The organism is Scytonema hofmannii PCC 7110 (genome assembly GCF_000346485.2).
GTDB classification, from domain to species: domain Bacteria; phylum Cyanobacteriota; class Cyanobacteriia; order Cyanobacteriales; family Nostocaceae; genus Scytonema; species Scytonema hofmannii.
The window spans coordinates 4,135,816-4,155,090 of record NZ_KQ976354.1; the positions used below are offsets into that span (position 1 = coordinate 4,135,816).

At 40.7% G+C, this 19,275-nt stretch carries 17 protein-coding genes; 13 read left to right on the top strand and 4 right to left on the bottom strand.

The annotated features are described in order from the left end of the window. Nucleotides 1–128 precede the first annotated feature (128 nt). Nucleotides 129–2,288: a Tex family protein gene (locus WA1_RS16935; RefSeq protein WP_017748763.1), complete on the top strand. Its 2,160-nt coding sequence runs from the start codon at nt 129–131 to the stop codon at nt 2,286–2,288. Between the two features lie 49 nt (nt 2,289–2,337). Here WA1_RS16935 and WA1_RS16940 read toward each other — a convergent pair whose 3' ends face one another. Beyond that, complete coding sequence (locus tag WA1_RS16940; protein ID WP_148662703.1) at nt 2,338–2,811, bottom strand: hypothetical protein; 474 nt, start codon at nt 2,809–2,811, stop codon at nt 2,338–2,340. 914 nt (nt 2,812–3,725) lie between these two features. On the opposite strand from WA1_RS16940, the gene WA1_RS16945 reads away from it, so the two are divergent. From WA1_RS16945 to WA1_RS16970, 8 genes are all read left to right on the top strand, one after another. After that, nucleotides 3,726–3,941, top strand: a complete 216-nt coding sequence (locus tag WA1_RS16945; protein ID WP_026135248.1) for a hypothetical protein — start codon at nt 3,726–3,728, stop codon at nt 3,939–3,941. Between the two features lie 102 nt (nt 3,942–4,043). After that, nucleotides 4,044–4,475, top strand: coding sequence for an alpha/beta fold hydrolase (locus tag WA1_RS16950; RefSeq protein ID WP_272819160.1), 432 nt, complete (start codon nt 4,044–4,046; stop codon nt 4,473–4,475). Between the two features lie 154 nt (nt 4,476–4,629). Then, nucleotides 4,630–5,043 carry a response regulator transcription factor gene (locus tag WA1_RS16955; protein WP_017748767.1) on the top strand — a complete coding sequence of 138 codons (414 nt, stop codon included), beginning with the start codon at nt 4,630–4,632 and terminating at the stop codon, nt 5,041–5,043. 574 nt (nt 5,044–5,617) lie between these two features. Beyond that, entirely contained in the window at nt 5,618–6,097 is a 480-nt protein-coding gene (locus tag WA1_RS16960; protein ID WP_017748768.1) for a DUF4383 domain-containing protein, read from the top strand. 70 nt (nt 6,098–6,167) lie between these two features. Next, the gene (locus tag WA1_RS56995; protein ID WP_017748769.1) at nt 6,168–6,332 is read left to right on the top strand and encodes a hypothetical protein; all 165 of its coding nucleotides are present in this window, start codon (nt 6,168–6,170) and stop codon (nt 6,330–6,332) included. A gap of 597 nt (nt 6,333–6,929) precedes the next feature. Continuing rightward, entirely contained in the window at nt 6,930–7,394 is a 465-nt protein-coding gene (locus WA1_RS16965) for a response regulator (protein ID WP_017748770.1), read from the top strand. An 80-nt stretch (nt 7,395–7,474) separates the two neighbouring features. Continuing rightward, nucleotides 7,475–7,642 carry a globin family protein gene (locus tag WA1_RS55060; protein ID WP_148662704.1) on the top strand — a complete coding sequence of 56 codons (168 nt, stop codon included), beginning with the start codon at nt 7,475–7,477 and terminating at the stop codon, nt 7,640–7,642. Between the two features lie 33 nt (nt 7,643–7,675). Beyond that, a complete protein-coding gene (locus tag WA1_RS16970) occupies nt 7,676–7,981 on the top strand; it encodes a P-II family nitrogen regulator (RefSeq protein WP_017748771.1) in 306 nt (101 codons plus the stop codon). A gap of 359 nt (nt 7,982–8,340) precedes the next feature. On the opposite strand, the gene WA1_RS16975 is transcribed toward WA1_RS16970, so the two are convergent. Next, nucleotides 8,341–9,066: a WGxxGxxG-CTERM domain-containing protein gene (locus tag WA1_RS16975; protein ID WP_017748772.1), complete on the bottom strand. Its 726-nt coding sequence runs from the start codon at nt 9,064–9,066 to the stop codon at nt 8,341–8,343. A 442-nt stretch (nt 9,067–9,508) separates the two neighbouring features. Between WA1_RS16975 and WA1_RS16980 the strand changes: the two genes are divergently transcribed. Continuing rightward, nucleotides 9,509–10,687, top strand: a complete 1,179-nt coding sequence (locus WA1_RS16980) for a PAS domain S-box protein (RefSeq protein WP_017748773.1) — start codon at nt 9,509–9,511, stop codon at nt 10,685–10,687. A gap of 144 nt (nt 10,688–10,831) precedes the next feature. Here the strand turns inward: WA1_RS16980 and treS are convergent, their stop codons facing one another. Next, nucleotides 10,832–14,194: a maltose alpha-D-glucosyltransferase gene (gene treS / locus WA1_RS16985; protein WP_026135250.1), complete on the bottom strand. Its 3,363-nt coding sequence runs from the start codon at nt 14,192–14,194 to the stop codon at nt 10,832–10,834. Nucleotides 14,195–14,452: 258 nt separating this feature from the next. Here treS and WA1_RS59870 point away from each other — a divergent pair, with 258 nt between their 5' ends. Next, entirely contained in the window at nt 14,453–14,581 is a 129-nt protein-coding gene (locus WA1_RS59870) for a hypothetical protein (RefSeq protein WP_272819161.1), read from the top strand. 86 nt (nt 14,582–14,667) lie between these two features. Here WA1_RS59870 and WA1_RS16990 read toward each other — a convergent pair whose 3' ends face one another. Beyond that, the gene (locus WA1_RS16990) at nt 14,668–15,492 is read right to left on the bottom strand and encodes an SGNH/GDSL hydrolase family protein (protein ID WP_081403126.1); all 825 of its coding nucleotides are present in this window, start codon (nt 15,490–15,492) and stop codon (nt 14,668–14,670) included. A gap of 574 nt (nt 15,493–16,066) precedes the next feature. Between WA1_RS16990 and WA1_RS16995 the strand changes: the two genes are divergently transcribed. Together WA1_RS16995 and WA1_RS17000 are read left to right on the top strand one after the other, a co-directional pair. Continuing rightward, nucleotides 16,067–16,354 (top strand): hypothetical protein, encoded by a 288-nt coding sequence (locus tag WA1_RS16995; RefSeq protein ID WP_017748776.1) that lies wholly within the window; start codon nt 16,067–16,069, stop codon nt 16,352–16,354. Nucleotides 16,355–16,671: 317 nt separating this feature from the next. Then, entirely contained in the window at nt 16,672–19,119 is a 2,448-nt protein-coding gene (locus WA1_RS17000; protein WP_017748777.1) for a filamentous hemagglutinin N-terminal domain-containing protein, read from the top strand. The last annotated feature ends 156 nt before the right edge of the window (nt 19,120–19,275 follow it).

Below are 19,275 nucleotides of genomic sequence, written 5' to 3' on the forward strand. Positions count from 1 at the left end.
TAACAACAGCGTATAAATACAAGATTCCGAATCAGTCTGTTAAACTAGCTTAACATTATCTACTTGCGCTGATAAATATATCTAGCGTATTACCTTAAAAAAAGTAGCGTTTTCAACTGCAACACCCGATGCTAAACATTCCTAAATCACTGGCTGTCGAACTAGACCTTAAACCCTATCAGGTGCAAAACGCGCTGGATCTTTTGGCGGAGGGTGCGACAATTCCCTTTATTGCGCGTTATCGCAAAGAACGTACTGGGGAAATGAATGAAGTTCAGTTACGTCAACTAGCGGATAGGTATTCTTACTTAACGGAATTAGAAGAAAGAAAATCCACAATTTTAAATGCGATCGCAGAACAAGGTAAACTGACTGACGAACTTAAAGAAAAGATAGAATCCTGTTTGCAAAAAACAGAACTTGAGGATTTATACCTACCCTTCCGTCCAAAACGTCGCACTCGAGCTACTGTTGCAAAAGAAAAAGGGTTAGAACCGCTTGCAGAGTTTATTAAGTCGTTAAACGTCAAAAATGGTGTCGCCGCTTCTCTGGATGAAGAAGCAGCAAAATACGTCTCTGAAGAGAAAGGTGTCAAAACCGCAGAAGAGGCGTTGCGGGGTGCGTCTGATATTCTTGCAGAAGAAGTGGCTGAAAAAGCAGAGTCGCGTTCTTATGTGCGGGAATATCTTTTAGAGGAAGGAGTGTTTGTTTCCCGCATTAAGAATGATTATCCAGAGGGTACAACTAAATTTGAAATGTACCGCAATTACCAAATGCGGGTACGAAATATCGCACCTCATAATATGCTGGCATTATGTCGCGGTGAAACTGAGGAAATCTTGTCTTTTGACATTTCTTTTGATGAAGATGTTGTCTTGTCTTATTTAGAATCAAAAGAAATTAAGACAAAAGTCCGCGCAATTAGGGATTTTTATCAAGCAATGCTCAAAGATGCTTTTAACCGTTTGATGAAAACATCCTTAATGAGTGAAGTGATTTCTGATAAGAAAACTTTTGCAGACATTGAGTCCATCAAAACATTTGAAGCTAATTTGCGAGAGTTATTACTGTCTGCACCAGCAGGAATGAAACCCACTTTGGCGGTAGATCCGGGTTTTCGGACTGGATGTAAAGTCTCAGTCCTTGACCAAACAGGTAAATTTTTAGAATATCAAGCGATATTTCCCCATTTATCAGCAAATCAGCGTTTGGATGCTGCAAAAACTCTTAAAAATTTAATTGAGAAATACAAAATTGAGTTAATTGCTATTGGTAACGGTACCGCTTCTCGTGAAACGGATGAATTTGTCTTGGAAGTCCTACAAACGTTGGACAGAAAACCAATTAAGGTGATAGTCAACGAGTCGGGTGCATCCATTTATTCAGCTAGCAAAGTTGCTCTAGAAGAATTTCCCGATTTAGATGTCACTGTTCGGGGAGCTATTAGTATTGGGCGTCGCTTGCAAGATCCCCTTGCAGAACTTGTCAAAATTGACCCCAAATCCATTGGGGTAGGGCAATATCAGCATGATGTGGATCAAAAATTGTTGAAGAAGAAATTGGATGAAACTGTTGAAAGCTGTGTTAACTATGTTGGTGTAGACTTAAACACGGCTTCTAAAGAACTTCTCACCTTTGTTTCTGGTATTACGTCTAGTGTTGCTAATAATATTGTGGCCTATCGCAACCAAAATGGGGTATTTAAAAACCGCCGCCAATTGTTAAAAGTCTCGAAATTAGGACCAAAAGCATTTGAACAAGCTGCAGGTTTCTTACGCATTCGTGATGGTGAAAATCCACTCGATAATACTGCAGTGCATCCAGAAAGTTACTCAGTTGTAGAAGCGATCGCATCTGATTTGAAAGTCTCATTAACTCAGATCGCAAAAATTGCCGAACAACTGAAAAAAAACAATCTCAAAAAATACGTAACCGACAGCGTTGGCGAACCAACATTACGCGATATCTTGAGCGAATTGGAAAAGCCGGGAAGAGATCCAAGAGCTGAGTTTAAGTATGCCACCTTTAAAGAAGGAATTAAGGAAATCACTGACTTGAAAGTCGGAATGGAACTAGAAGGTAGTGTTACCAATGTTGCCAACTTTGGTGCATTTGTTGACATTGGCGTACATCAGGATGGTTTGGTGCATATCTCTCAACTGGCTGACAAATTTGTAGACGATCCCAAGAAAATTGTGAAAGTAGGACAAGTTGTGAAAGTCAAAGTGCTTGAAGTGAATGAGAAACTGAAGCGGATTAGTTTATCAATGAAATCAGTCAAGCAGTGAATGTTTTTAGCAAAAGATCTCCAAAATCGAGCCATCGAGCGTTTCGACTTTAGTCGAAACGCTCGATGGCTTTTGGCTTTAGTCTGTTCCTAAAATTAGGCTGAAGGGCAATGAATGAAGTTTGAGAGCCAATAAATTTAATTTTATGTTCCCTGAATTGAGCTTTAAGCTCTCGACATTGAGCTTTAATTTCACATGCCTGCTTTACAAGCATTTTAGATTTCGTCACAGTTTCACGTTCTGGCTTTCTCACCGCCGTAATCTTAGTTTGATCTGCTTCATTATTAGTAAGTCTGCAATTCGCTGGAGGGCTTATCAAAGGTTGAATAGAATTTGATTTTTCTCTTGGCTGTAACTCCAAAGGGTTAACCGTCGAATTATAGATAATGCTGATAAGTCTTGCTAAAATTTCATTGATAGGCTTTTTACTGACCAACATTTTTGTAACTAATTCTTTAGCCTCATTAAGTGATAGCCAAGGTGAATTAATTGCAGCACACAAATCCGCATTTGTATCGCGCAACTCTTGTTTTGTCCGTTGCTTTTTACAATTCAATAGGACTTATGCAAAGAAACCTGGTTTCAACGAAAAATCATAGGTTTGAACACAAGTTTTCTACGAAGAAACCGGGTTTCTAGCCTCATCTGCGTAAGTCCTGTTCAAATAGGATTGCTATAGTATTTTCTGAAAAAAAGAATTTATTAATAAATTTCCCTACTGAAAAGTAGGGAAAATCATTGGTCATTGTTAAATATTGCTTCTGCAATTTTAACTCGCGTTCCCTTTTTTTCTAAGATAAGTTATCTACTTATTAAAGACTTCTGCCCTAAGAGGTTGTTTGAAAAGTGGGTAGTTGTGATTTTAATCACATTATTACCCCCCTTAGTCCCCCCGATGGATTGGGGGGAAACAAGAAAAATCTGGTTCCCTCCCCTTTCTAAGGTCCGGGTTAGGGTGGGGTAAAAATATTTGATACATCAATCATCAATACTTGTCGGTTAAGGATAGTTGAGGTGCCAGAACCCCGGTATCTTAAAGATACCGGGGTTCTCGTGTTCTCTTAACCGAGCAGTATTGCATCAATCATGACTTTTCAAACATCCTCTAAGGAATGGATCTATCTGTTCGTAGTTGTACTGTCTTCAAATACAGCGCAACTACAAACTAATACTTGACCAAATTGATTTTGAGGGATTCCAAGATCCCTGGCTTCTTAAGTCGGAGTTCTGAGCAAACTTAACTATCAAAACTTATTTATGAATTCTTCAAAGAGCGCTAGAAACATATTGTATCTCAAATTACAAGTTATTTTAATAAAAAATTAACTTCAGATAGAACTTCATTCAATTCTTTAGTTAGACGTTATTTCCTTTTTTTGTAATTATGATTATTGAATGAGAATCAAAAAAACAAATATTTTAGGAGCATCTGCAATCATGAATAGCCAATTGATAGCACCTCCCAAATTCAACACACATGAAGTCGTTCGTTTTCTAGGAGGTGTAGGCAGAATTTTATATTATCAACCGGATTCTCACACTTGGAAATATGCTGTTGAAATGGCAAAGGGTCCAGAACCAGATATGGGAAGAATTGGTCCTGAAACCACAATTTTATTGCATGAAGAAGACATTTATGAAACCATGAACTAATGGCTTGGCGACAAATGGCATCTTGCCTTATTTTTGAAGCCTGCTCCTAATGCTGCCACTCTAAAAGCCAAGATTACGCTGCTCTTGAGCTTTATGTTCGTTATGCTGAAGCCATTCCAGTTAGGAGTGAAAAAGTACATTGACCTTCTGGAGATTATTGACAACGAAGAAAAGCTTGTCAACTTTCTGCGGATGGAGAAATGGATTTTTGACAGCCCCGATCAAGCTGGTGAGGCTTACCGACAGTTTATTAAAGACTTCTATCAAGGAAACAAACTGATTAAAGGTGAAATCAAGATTGGGGAAAAGCGAGTAGATTTAAGGAATATCCGCATCCCAGTTTTGAACGTTTACGCAACACAAGATCATCTAGTTCCCCCTACATCCTCCTTGGCTCTTGAGAAATACGTTGGAAGCAAGGACTACACAGTTTGCGCTTTTCCTGTAGGACACGTTGGCATATACGTCAGTAGTAAAGTTCAGAGGGATCTACCTCGATCTATTTCCGATTGGCTGAAGGTGAGATTCTCCTGAAGTAGGAGGTTAGTCAGCTAATAAACAGTTATCATAAAGCCAACTTATATCTAAGAATCATGATAGCTGGCATCTTACACCGTACCTCCTTCGGTGATGGTGCTAAGGATCACAATTGGGATAGTCCTTTTTACCTAAACGGAAACGTAATTTTATGTTAACTTCTCAAGGTCAAACTCAAGCTAAACGCATACTAGTTATAGATGATACACAAGATAATTTGTATCTTTTAGAGGCAATTTTGGTAGAAGAAGGGTATGTAGTTGATGTTGCTAACAATGGCAAATCAGGGTTAGCCATGATAGAAGCATCACCGCCCGATCTGGTGTTGCTTGATGCTATGATGCCGGGAATGAATGGTTATGAAGTTACTCGGCATATTCGGCAGAATAAAAAACTACCTTTTATTCCTATTCTTCTGATCACGGCTTATGTAGAAGCTGATATACCTGAAGGATTAAATTTAGGAGCTAATGACTTTATCCGCAAGCCGATTGATTATGATGAATTAATAGCAAGAATTAAAGCCTTTTTACGCTTGAAAGATAATATGAGTAATGCAGTTTGAAAAGGACGAAAGATGAAAAATACTTTACATATTTCATCTTTCATTATTCAAGCTAGAGTTGACTTTCAAAGGCAAAATAACAGTGAAAGTGGAGCCAATTCCTAATAGCTGAGTGCGGTAAATTATCGATACTCGAAATTTGTCGATCTAGGCGAACTGCTTCAACCCAGTTTTTGACGATGGTGTCTATTTTCTTATCAAGCAACTGACTAAAATTCATTGTGATTCGGGTGCTGAGAAGAGTGAATCGAAAAACCGTCTTGGTTTAATTTTAACTAGCAGAGAAATCAAAACTCATACGACTTTCAGACTCTCTCGTTCCCAGCCTCTAGCTGGGAAGGAGTACAACTATGTTTTGATGAGTTGTCTCTGTACAAGTTGAAGTTTTTGAAAGAATGAAACGAGATCTGTCAAAATTACATTTCAACTTAACACTAATACCTTCATTTGGATATAGCAGCAAATAATTTATCACTCTCGTTAGTTAGAGTAAAAAGAACTCTAGTTTTTTTAACATGATGTCCAAAGCCAGAAAACTGATATTAGCCTTCTACAAAACTTGGAGTCATAAAATATGAAAAACGTTACGGCAGGAAATCTAACAGAGCGTTACTGTGCTCTGACAATTGGAATTCTCTTTTTGATTGTAGGTGTAGCTGGGTTTATACCTGGTTTAGTCTCAGTACCAGAAACAGACTTATCTTACGTCCCACTTGGCGCAACTGAAAGCCCCTATGCTATGGGATTTGGCTATATATTTGGCTTGTTCCCTACTAATTTCTTGCATAACCTTGTACGCTGTTCTGTTGGATTATTAGGAATTGCTTCCTATTTCAGTGCAAGCAGCGCACGTTTATTCAATGTTAGTTTTGCAGTTGCTTATACCGCAATCGCCATCATGGGATTGCTACCCTTTGCTAAGACAACGTTCGGTTTGATGCCACTGTTTGGTAATAATGTTTGGTTCAATGCCTTAACAGCGCTAGCTACTGCCTACTATGGCTTTATTATTCCAGCTAAGGTAAAGGGTGTAAGTGTATCGCACAATCTTTAGTCCATAATGCGTAAAGACTCGTCATGACGAGTCTTTACAGATTCTATGTAATGCCTGTAAGGAAAAGTTTATGGCACCAAAAGACTCGTTACGTCTTATTGAGGAGCAGTTTATGGCAACTTCAGACTCTCCCAGCACTAGCATGGCAGACTTGGATATGTCCGAAGATACGCCAGACCTAACTCAAGCACCAGAGCCAGGTGTACACGTCACTTTAGGCGATTCCACAATTTGATTAGTGATGAGAAATACAAAAATTTCAACAGAGAATTAAGGGTTTGAGATGAGATAAAGCTGTTCTGTATAGAGAGCTACATAATAATATTTATCCCTTTTGGATGTGGGTCTATTAACGACCTAAAGTCAGAATAGGAATATGCACATTTACTACTTTTTTAAAAGCAGCTAAGTCACCTCAAGCCTCTATAAGCACCGGAGGCTTTTTTTATTGGTTAGTTAAGGGTCGCGAGGGGAGCACCAAACCCGGTATCTTGGAGATACCGGGTTTCTAAATAACTGCTTAACTGAACTGTATTGCTACCAGCCCTTGTCAAAGTGCAAAATATCAGTTTATGGACTCAGTCTGAGTGCAAGAGCCAATGTGTCTCCCTATACAGCAAATTTTTATATAAAGTCAATCTAAAGATAAATACTTTTTTAGAAAATCTTTTTCTACACTTAACAATAAATATTTCTTTATACGAACGCCCTTGACATTTCATCTACATTACATAAATCTGATTTAATATCTAAGGAAAAAATATTTATTTAATAGCTAATTGTTGCTGGCTACTGAGTCAAACTTCTTCTGTCATTAAGCAAGAGACTAAGGATGGCAAATATGATTATGTTGAAGAATTCAGAGAAGCATGAGCTATACGATCGTCAAAAACTTTTTCAAAATCTAAGTGGATTGCAAGTACTTGTCATAGATGATAATGCTGACTTTCTTAATTTAATGGTCTTAATTTTGGAAGATTACGGTGTTACGGTAATGACAGCAGAATCAGCTAATGAAGCTATTGAAGCTATCAAAAAATTTACAATAAACCTTTTAATTATTGACATTGTTATGCCGGATGAAGATGGTTTTTCATTAATTCGTAAAATTAGAACTCTTATAATTCCTGAGAAACGGTCAATTCCTGCTATTGCGTTAACTGCTTTAGATATAGATGCAAAGCATAACCTCGCTCTCGTATCTGGGTTTCAAATTTATTTGAATAAGCCTGTAGAATTGATAACTCTAATAGAAAAAATAGCAAAGCTTGTAGATAAATGTACTTGCTGCAAGTAACAAAAATCCCGTCCTCAACCGTATTGTCTGAGACGGAGTGAAAATTAAGTACTTTATGTGCTTAACGCTCCTCTGAACCCATGATCGTGTTAATGCTACCTACAATTGGTACAACACCTGCGACCTTCACCACGCCTATTGCTGAAAGCATCCGTGCAATGAACAATGTCACCGCTTCAATGTTATCATCAGAAGAGGCAAACCTTGTTGGCGGTTACTTTAACTACCTAATCGCTGCTATGTACTAAGGTTTTGCTAAAACTTACTCTCTGGAGTTGTTCATGTCAAACTTCGTTTCTCCCATCCAACCCGCCGTCTTAATCACCATCATTGGGGAAACGGTGCTGAAAGACCGTATTGTCAAACTGCTGAAAAGCCATAATGTAAGCGGCTACACTATTAATCAAGTACAGGGCGAGGGCGGGCACGGAAGACGCTTGTCAGATTTAGCAGGCTACAACACTAATATTGAAATCAAGACTATTGTTTCATTAGAAGTATCTGATGCTATCCTTGAAGCCCTGAAAGAGGAGCAGGGTAAGCACGCCTTGATTGCTTTCCGACACAATGTAGAAGCATTTTATTAATTAATCTTTCTAATTAGGGATGTCTGAGAAGTCTTATTTAAGACTTAGGTAAAATTGTGCTAAGTGATAGTTTGTCTTCTTGGGTAAAAGAAACCCGTGCTTCATGCCTCAACCTCAAGGCTTTTCAGCTTAGTTTCTTATAACTAAAAGGCGATCGCTATATATAGGACTCCTATTTGATTTTTGAAATATACGTAGGTAGGGCTATGCCGCACACATAAAGCTTGTATGCGGCATAGCCCTACCTACAGTACTGAGATTTTTTCATAAATCATTTATGATTCCTATCAAAATATAGCGGGAGCGTGAGAACCCCTGTCTTTTAAGCAGGGGAGATATCAAATTGAGGAAGCAATTGTTTAGAATCTGGTAGAACCAGAACGAGTTACCTCGTTGGGGTCGCGATAGGCGTGAGGTTGAGACCGCTTGGGGATAAGACCTGTAAGACCAATGAGACCAAGCAAGCCAAGCCATCCCCAATCGAAACCACGATCGCCTCTGACTTCGCTGGTTCCTTGAGTTGTATTCGTAGTATCTGTAGTATTAGTGGGAGTACCTGTAGTGGTGTCAGTACCAGTGGTGCCAGTGCCTGTTGTCCCTGTACCTGTAGTAGTGTCAATACCAGTGGTGCCAGTGCCTGTTGTACCCGTACCAGTACCTGTAGTTGGATCAATACCAGTGGTGCCAGTGCCTGTTGTACCCGTACCAGTACCTGTAGTCGGATCAATACCAGTGGTGCCAGTGCCTGTTGTACCAGTACCAGTACCTGTAGTTGGATCAATACCAGTGGTGCCAGTGCCAGTTGTACCAGTACCAGTACCTGTAGTGGTGTCAATACCAGTAGTGCCAGTGCCCGTTGTACCAGTACCAGTACCTGTAGTGGTGTCAATACCAGTAGTGCCAGTGCCCGTTGTACCTGTACTGCTACCAGCACCAGTTGTACCAGTGGTTCCGCTAGTACCTGTACTGCTACCAGCACCAGAAGAGCCGCTTTGGGCAGAAACTGGCAAAACTGGATGTAAAGTCACAAGACCAAAAGCAAAAGCACTTGCCCAAACAATTTTTGATAAGTAAGAAGGCTTCATAGTTACGATTCCTTGGATATTATAAATTCTGGTTTTTTTGATTTTTCAATTAATATTGTCTGACTTTCGCAGATGCTCTCCTTTGAGTAATAATGGCTTAGATAAAGTAAAGGTAGATCAGTCTAATTGAGGAAATTTAGCAACACAAAATAGCTAGTTTGATTAAAACAATTTCTATCATTGGTCTTATTGGATTGTGGTGAAAATTACATAGGTATGGTTTAAACTAATGTCTTATAAGGCTATGATGTAATTTCTAAAATATACGAAAACAGGGCTATGTCACACAAAAGCCTCATGTGCTCAGCTTTACCCCTACCTAGGGTACTTAAAATTTTTCATAAGTTATTGGACAGAGGGTCGCATTAGCTGTAAGCTCAAAAAAACTCTATCGATTTTCCTAAGTAGTTCCGTGCATCTATAAAAGTAGAGGAAATTTAAGATGGATATAAATAAGGTAGAAATAGACAAATTTGTTCACCGTGCACAGAGAATGCATGGACGGTTAGCAGATTTGTATCAAAATGTCAACATCGAACCTTTAATACCAGATGTGCTGCCACAAACTTTTGTGGAACTTGGTAACGCATCAGAAATAGTACAGTTAGCTACAGAAGAACTGTACCAGCAGAATGAGGAACTCATACTGACACGAAATCTGGTAGAACTGGAACGCCAACGTTACCGAGATTTATTCGAGTTTGCACCCGATGCTTACTTCGTGACTGATACTAAGGGCATAATTCAAGAAGCCAACTGTGCTGCTGTTAAGTTGCTTAATGCCTTGCAACAGTATCTAGTGGGCAAACCAATCAGTAATTATGTGGCATTAGAAGACCGTCAGAGCTTTCGCAGTTTCCTCACACAGCTATCCAAATGCAATAAGGTAGCAGAGTCAGTCCTGCGCTGGCAAAAACGCAATGGCGAGTTGTTTGACGGCGCTTGTACGGTGGGAGTTGTCTATAACTGTGCTGGTATACCAATAGCATTACGCTGGTTGGTGCGGGACATTACAGAGCGCAATCTCTCCCAATTAACGCTCATTAACAATGAGTGCGACCTGAGTCAAAATCGTCCACAGCATCAATATTCTAAGGGAGAAACTATCTCCCTCACTTGCCAAGAAATTTGGTATGTTTGTCAGGGTTTGGTGAAGCTAACTACGCTTTGTCCAACAGGCTCTGAAGTGTTGATAGGATTGCTAACAGAAGGAATGGTTTTTGGCTCTAGTATGACCAAACTACACATCTATACTGCAACAGCTATGTCAGATGTCACGTTAATTAATATTAAGTTGGCAGAAATAGAAGCGAATCCAACTCTGAATCATATCGTTTCACCCAAAATCAATCAGCGGTTACAGCAGACGGAATTTCTTTTAGCTATTTCTGGACAGCGACGCGTGCAAGACCGCTTTTACTATTTATTACAGTTTCTTAAACAGGAATTAGGTACTCCAGTTGCTCATGGAACTCGCCTAAATTTTCGTTTTACTCATGAAGACCTTGCTAGCGCCTGTAGCACTACCAGAGTTACAATTACACGAATGATAAGCAAGTTAAAACGAGAAGGTCAAATTAGTTTTGACTTCAATAACCACATAATTGTGAAAAATATATAGCAATTTTATTTGAATTTTTAGTTACCGCCTTAGGAGTAGATTCAGTACTACTCGGATAAGGGAAAATTAGAAACCCGGTTTCTTGAAGAAACCGGGTTTCTGGTACTACTTCAACTATCATTAACTGAGTAGTATTGCCTCTACTTAGAACAATTGCAAAATCAGTTGGAGTGGAATGTCTACTTTTTCAGAGCGATCGCTAAGTTCAGAACCTAGTGCATACACAGTTTTCTCTAAAACAAAGGCGTCCAAAAGCACTTGCAATTCTGTAGTTGTGCTTGGTAAGAAGGTATCTTGACCTGCTGTCACTAAATAACTATTGAGGAAAGTAGCGCTTACCCACACGTACCAAAAACGGCTCCAGGCTTCCATGAGAGGCAAAGTTTCAGCGCGAATCATTCCACTTTCTATTTCACTGCGAAGCCCAATTTGTGCTGCATAGTGGAACGATAATAGCATCCCCGCAACATCTCTCAAGGGAGAACGCTTCATGCGTCGTTCGCTCAAACTGCGACCTTCGCTACCTTCAAAGTCATGAATGATAAAGTCCTTACCCGTGTACAGCACCCTCTTCAAATTGTAATCCCCGTGATAACGTGTACGCATTGCAGTGATTTTTTGGTTGAGGATTAACTGATAGCGTCCCAAAATGTCTTGTTGGCGATTGAGGGCGGCTTGTGCCAGTTTTTGAGTCTCAGATGGTAAGGAATTCAGCTTATCTGCCAATAACAGTAAGACTTGACCCGTTAGGTTACGGGCGTATTGGTAAATAGAACGCTGGTAAAATGATGAAAATGGTTCGGGAGCAAAGTCAGAATTTTCTGAATCGCAACTCAAAGCAATGTGAAGTTCCGCCGTACACTGACCTAAGAGCTGAGCGCTAACGAGATATGAACCAATAGTTTCGTTAGCTAATTCGGGAATTTCAAAACTCAATAACTCTATTGGAGAATTTGAGGGAATAGGTACCTCAGTGACCTCTATTTGTTGGGTTGTGACAAGGTCAAAGTAATCTTGCAAGCTATCAAGGGTGTAGTCCCATCCGTTTCGGGTATCTTGGACATATTCTTGCAAGATTCCTACAGTCATCGGTTGAGATGGAAGCGCCCCTATTCTTTTGGGACTGCGATACTCAAGTGCTCCAGCAATGGGTGCAAAGTGTGTTATGCGTTTTTTCTCACCCAAAAAGCGCCGCAATTCTAAATCGGGATGCATACCCTCCTCAAGTTTGCGGAAGATTTTTAAGAACAGGCGATTTCCATAAACGACATAAGTATTCTGAAATTCTCCTTGAAGAATAGTCGGTTCAAGGTAAGACTCATCTCCTCTCAATTGTGGTAACAAATCGGTTGCGGTTGCTCCCAATTCTCCTCCAATGCCCTTGTAAGAGCGATTTTGAGCGATCGCATCTAGCAAAAGAGAGAGAAAATGGTTGTCTGCTGTCGCATCAAATAAAATTCCGTTCGCGGGAGTTTCTAAATCTACCCCTATTCTTTGAACCTCAAGGCAAGCCACTGCAGCTTGCGGGCTTTCTGCTAAAACTTGTCTTGCTTGCTCGCCCTCTGCATAAGCAAAGACTAAAAGGTAAGTTTCAGCATCTCCTTGAATGTACTCTACTCGCAACCAAACCATCTTAGCTTCGGTATCTTTGTAGGATATTAAGACGGTTTCGGTGATTTGTGTAGACTGAACAGTTAGAGTTTTGCCGTTAAACCAGTTACAAGTGTAGAGATAACCGGGCAAAATAGATTCTAAAGTGGCTTTTGCTTCTCGCTGAGTAAAGACATTTTGCCATTGACCGCTAACAACTAATGTTGTGAGATCCGCTTGGAGTCTGGGTGGCTGAGTTAAGGTAGGTTTGGGGGATAGGGCAAACCAGTAGAATCCATAGGGACTGAGGCTGAGAAAGTAGCAGGAATCTCCAATTGCTGGGAACTCAGTATGACCAAAAATTTCCATTGGCACCAGTCCCTTGAAAGGCGATAAGTCTAATTCGACTGTTTGCACAAATCGAGACAGATTCGCTACTACTAAAATTGTTTGTCCATCATAATTGCGGATAAAGGCAAGAACTTTGCGGTTCCTGGGATGCAGTAGTTCAAAAGTACCCAAACCAAATGCTTGGAAGCGATTTCTCGTTGCCAGCAAGCGTTTTGTCCAATACCATAAGGAATTGGGGTTACTTCTTTGCGCTTCAACGTTGACTGCCTCATAATGATATTCTGAGTCTACAATGACTGGTAAGTATAACTTTTGGGGGTTGGTGCGACTAAAACCAGCATTGCGATCGGAACTCCATTGCATTGGGGTGCGAACACCATTGCGATCGCCTACATAAACGTTGTCTCCCATACCAATCTCATCCCCATAGTAAAGCACGGGTGTTCCCGGCAGGGATAACAGCAAACTGTTCAGCAACTCTATTTGACGGCGGTCATTTCCCAGAAGTGGTGCTAACCTGCGACGAATACCCAAGTTAACTCTCATAACTGGATCTTGTGCATACACCCGATACATATAATCCCGATCTTCATCCGTGACCATTTCCAACGTTAGTTCGTCATGGTTCCGCAAGAACAAAGCCCACTGACAATTATCAGGAATTGATGGAGTCTGGTTGAGAATATCGATGATGGGGAAGTTATCTTCCATTCGCAACGCCATAAACAGGCGAGGCATGAGGGGAAAATGAAAGTTCATATGACATTCATCCCCAGACCCGTAGTATTGGGCTGTATCTTCAGGCCATTGATTTGCTTCAGCCAAAAGCATGCGGTTTGGGAATTTTGCGTCAATGTGCGATCGCAGTTCTTTCAAAAAAGCGTGGGTTTCAAACAAGTTTTCACAATTTGTACCTTCCCGTTCGTATAAGTAAGGCACTGCATCTAATCGTAACCCATCTACCCCCATTCCCAACCAAAAATCTAGCACATCAAACACCGCTTGACGCATTGCAGGATTATCGTAGTTCAAATCTGGTTGATGGGAGTAAAAGCGGTGCCAGTAATACGCTTTGGCAACTGGGTCCCAAGCCCAGTTTGAAGTTTCAAAATCTTTGAAAATAATCCGCGCCTCTTTGTATTTTTCTGGATTATCATTCCAGACATAAAAATCTCTTTCCTTGCTGCCCTTAGGAGCGCGGCGTGCTCGTTGAAACCAAGGATGCTGGTCTGATGTATGGTTGACAATCAATTCAATAATGACGCGAATGCCTCGCAAATGAGCCGCTTCCAGGAACTCTTTAAAATCTTCCAACGTACCGTAAATTGGGTTAACATTGGTATAATCTGCGATATCGTAACCATCATCCCTGAGTGGTGAGGGAAAAAACGGCAATACCCAGAGAGCAGTAACGCCTAAATCTTGCAAGTAATCCAGTTTTTCTGTTAGCCCACGAAAGTCTCCAATTCCATCACCATTGCTGTCCGCAAAGGCACGAACAGGAACTTCATAGATAATTGCACTTTTAAACCAAAGAGGATCGTCTTTCAAAATTAAGTTTTGCATTTTTCTGTCAACCGTTCTTGGGAAAGCACCAGTAAAAAATATTTGGGTGTAAACGCCAGTCAAAAATTTAACTTTAGCTGAAATACTTACATTGACCATCTAACGTAGGTAAGAGCAATATTTTTTCATTTAATTTTACAAAACCACTTTTTTCTAAATCTCAAGATACGTAAGTCTTGAGATTGATGAATCTTTTTGATTAAATATCAAAAATAGTAAAAGAAACTACAACAAAAATTGCATTTATATGCATTAGTTATGCAAAACAAAACTAAGTATGAGGAAAATATGGTTGTAACTTTGTGGGATGGGCGTCCTCGCCCGTCCTATGCTAGTGGCGGGCGAGGACGCGCTATGCTAGTGGCGGGCGAGGACGCGCTATGCTAGTGGCGGGCGAGGACGCGCTATGCTAGTGGCGGGCGAGGACGCCCGCACCACAAGAAATTTTGGGAGATTTTTTGCTTTGGAAGTCCTTAACTCAATGGCTGTGGACTAGTAGCAGAAAACGAAAATTCAGTCTTAATAACTTTTAGAGCGGCTTCAGCTATGATTCGATGGGCTACCGTTGTTGGATGAATGCCATCCCAAAACAAATACTTGTCTGGACGATCGCAAATAGCAAGATTATTGGAACAAGCATTCGTCACATTCGTTAAACCAAACATCCCTGGATGTTTTGTTGCTTCTTGATACAAGGAATAAATATCTAAAATGGCAATTTGAGTGTCAGAACCTAATTTTTGCTTAAGTTCCTCAACCGATTTAGCCAAACTCTGATTGTGGGCGATCGCAAACGAACTGATGGTATTAGAATTTGCACTCGTGCGTGTAGCTGGAAGTTTTCCCAAATCTGGTAAATTGACAACCATGATTTTTTTAGCACCCATCTTTAAAAGGGACTCGACCGCTTTCGATATATTACCGAGAGTCAGTGTAGGATTGGCACCACCATACAAATAATCATTTGCACCAGCCCATAAAACGTAAAGTGCATTTGAATTGACCTCTTGATGCACCTTTGTAAAAGCCTGAACTTGTGCTAACAAGCCTGGTACTCCATTAACGCTACCGTTTCCCGTGGTTGCGCCTCCATAAGCAAAGTTGGCATTTTGCTCGGGAGTTAATGCCAGTTTGGCAGAAAGATACTCAACCCACACCAAACCATTGCAATAACGTCCTTCAAAGTAGGGAGGGTTAGGAGGATAGATTTTTCCCGATGCATGATATACGTTACCAACATCTGAAAGGCTATCGCCAAACACGTATAGTCTGTTGATTTGATGAGAAATTTGTATCATATTAGAGCTTTGTATTGGAGCGGCGAGTTGTGCCACCAGAATTGAAGACAAAAGAGCCAGTCCTGCTGTAAGAAATCGTCGTCTCACTTAAAGTAAAAAACCTCTCAACTAAAAGCCCTCCTACCTACCAAGGAAGAGAGCTTCTACTCCGCGTATACATCAGATTCAATTTTTTGTTTTGCCGAACAGGCGTTGATTGACTGACCCTCTAAATGTAACAAATTCAGGTTGCGAGTTGAGTGTGAAAAACCGAACGAGAGAGGAATCATTATCGATATATAAAGAATTTCTTTGTGCTCTATGCCTCCTGAGTCCGCCCCTGCGTGCAAAGCACACTAGAATTCGGATTCCTATATCTCAAAAAGCAAGGTCAGTTTCGGGACTTATATAACAAGTGCATAAGTTAATTGTACTTGCACCAATACATATATAGAAGGAGAGAAGAAAACAGTAAGTACAGAAGCGCTTGCTGTTAATTCTTTTCTTGCATGGTTATATGTTACTGCCTGGTATCGCATGCAGTCACTAGTGCCATACAAGCTGACAAATCCAACAAGCAATCAAGGAATAAATTATGGTTTCCGAACAGTTACAGCAGTTACAAGAAGAGATTAAGCAGGAATTCCACGAATGCCTGAATAACTCTAAGTTAATTGAAATCCTTCTAAAACATGGAATTGAAGGACACAATGTGATTCAAATTCAGTGCATGCTTGACCTCAATGAACTTCAATTCAATGATTCTCAAGAGCAGCCACTACAGGATTTGTCGTCAACAACGCGAGGTGAGTCACTGATAACATTGGCACACAGAGGAGTGTGTACAAGTCCGCGTTGTACTGGTTTAACAAGTTGCGGATAGTATTGACATCAATAGGATCTACCAATCAATGGCTACTGATGGGTGCAGCTTGAGTATTAGCTATTGTTTTTTGATATCAGGGTAATGATGTAATAATGTAAAGTATAAGCCGTAGCAATACGTATCAGAACCCCGGTTTCTTTAAGAAACCGGGGTTCTAATTTCCCAGATATAGGGGCGCGGCAGTCTTGCGCCCCCAACTGTGTGGTTCATTTAGGTGAAAACTGCTGTAATTTATTGTTAGCCGCTAAGGAAGTAAGATTGAAATATTAGTATTCGGTAACATTTAATTTGTCTGTAGGGATAAAATATTAGCAATGAGTCATCCTTGGATCTGGTTGAAAATCATCGGAGTTGCGATCGCTAGTACCATAACTTGCAAGTGCAACATTGCCATTGCCCAAATAACCCCAGATGCGACTCTACCTAATAATTCTCGTGTAACAACACAGGCTAATCTTATAATTATTGAAGGTGGAACACAAGCTAGAAATAATTTGTTCCACAGTTTTGAGGAGTTTTCCGTTCTTAATGGAGCTACGGCTTATTTTAACAATACAACAGATATTCAAAATATTATTAGTCGAGTAACAGGTAAATCTGCTTCTAATATTAATGGTATCATTCGCACTAATGGCACAGCTAACTTGTTTCTGATGAATCCCAATGGCATTCTTTTTGGTCCAAATGCCTCGTTGAACATCAACGGTTCATTTTTGGCAAGTACGGCAAGTAGTTTAAACTTTGCTGATGGCACTAAATTTAGTGCTACAAGCCCCCAACCCGCAGCCTTGCTAACAGTTAGCGTTCCCATTGGCTTACAATTTGGAGCAACAGTAGCACCTATCCGCAATCAATCCCAAGCTAATCAATCGATTGGTCTTGCAGTGCAGAGTGACAAAACCTTAGCATTGGTGGGTGGAGATGTGACTTTGGAAGGCGGAAATTTAACGGCACCTGGTGGACGAATTGAGCTAGGAAGTGTTGGTGGCGATAGTTTTGTCAGTCTCAACCCATCGAACCAAGGTTGGGTATTAAGTTATGAAAGTGTCCGAAACTTTCAAAATATTCAAATCATCCAACGAATTGTTGATGGCTCTCAGATTGGCTCTACTGTAAACGCCAGTGGTGAGGGGGGCGGTAATATCCAGATTCGGGGTAACCACGTAAAACTTACGGAAAATACAAAGATTGAGGCTCTAACCTTAGGCTCGCAGTCAGGAGGAGATTTGCGAGTAAATGCCTCGGAATCTTTAGAACTAGTAGGTCCTGGGACGAGATTGCAGACTGCAACTAAGTTCAATTCCACCGGAAAAAGCGGAAACTTAACAATCGCTACAAAGAAGTTAATTGTCCGCAATGGAGCACAAGTATCCACTTTGACTGTAGGTGAAGGTGCGGGAGGAAATTTGACCGTGAAAGCTTCAGAGTCTGTGGAGATAATTGGTAGTTATCCCCTACCAAATACTGGTATTGTTGAATATAGTGCTTTATCTAGTGAAACTGCTGGTGCTGGAAAGGCAGGAAATATAGCGATCGCCACCAAAAGATTGCTTATCCAAGATGGAGGACTCGTAACAGCAGCATCTAGTGGAGGAGTAGACCCCCAAACCAAACCCGCTCCTGCACTATTTACCCCTGCTACAGGAGATGGAGGGAGTTTGACGGTTACAGCCTCCGAATCTGTAGAGCTAATTGGAACGACAGCAACAGGGCGTCCCAGTCGCTTGGCAGCTTTCACTGAAAGTTCGGGAGATGCAGGAAACTTGACCATCTCCACAGAACAATTGATTGTTCGGGATGGAGCTGCTGTCACTGTCAGTAGTGAAGTTCCAAACGATGTCAATTATTTAGGAGATAGAAAGAATTTAGGGAAAGCAGGGAATTTAAGTATATACGCTCGCTCCATACGTTTAGATAATAAAGGAAAACTCTTCTCTGAAACTGGTATTGGTCAAGGTGGAAATATTCTCATCCAAGTGCAAGATCTATTACTGCTACGCCGCAACAGTCAAATTTCTACCAATGCAGGTAAGGAGCAGGTTCTTGGAGATGGCGGTAATATCTTCATTAATGCTATCGAAGGTTTCATTGTGGCACAAGCCAAAGAAAATAGTGATATTACCGCCAATGCTTTTACGGGTTCTGGTGGCAAAGTCCAAATTAATACCATCGGTCTTTTTGGGATTGTGCCACGGAGTCGTAATGAGTTGGCAAGCCTATTAAAAGTAAACAATTCCTCCGAACTCAACCCCCAACGTTTAGAAACCAGCGACATTACGGCAATTTCTCAAATCAACCCAAATTTAAGTGGCGTCATCAACATCAATACACCCGATCTCGATCCCAATGCTGGATTTATTAACCTGCCAGTGGAAATCAATGAACCAAAATTTGCGTCTGGATGTGCGAGTGCCACGCAAAATGAAAGTGAATTTATTATCACCGGAGGTGGCGGTTTACCAGCTAATCCCAGAGAATTTCTGAGAAGTTATCCTGTGAGCGTACCTTGGATAACACTTGATATAGGTAACAAAAAGCGTGCTACTGATGTTGAGAATGGAGACAGACAACAAAAGATAAGTGCAGTTTTTGGGCGACAAAATGGAAAATATCTTAATTCTGTACAAAATAGGGTTGTAGAAGCTTCTGAATGGATTCGCGATCGAGATGGTAATGTGATACTGGTCGCTCACGATCCCGATAAGACTTCCCACAGTGTCATGTTTGAGCCTCTATCTTGTTCTAGAGCGCCAGTACAGTAGTCAAGCAGGGGGGCAAAAAACCCGGTTTCTCTCTGTGGTCAAGCTTGATATCTTCTGTGCTCAACTCGAAGAAACCGGGTTTTTGTGATTTCTGTATCGGCACTTTATTGTCTTGAAAATAGGGCACAGGGAGTAGATTTCTAAATCAAAATGTGT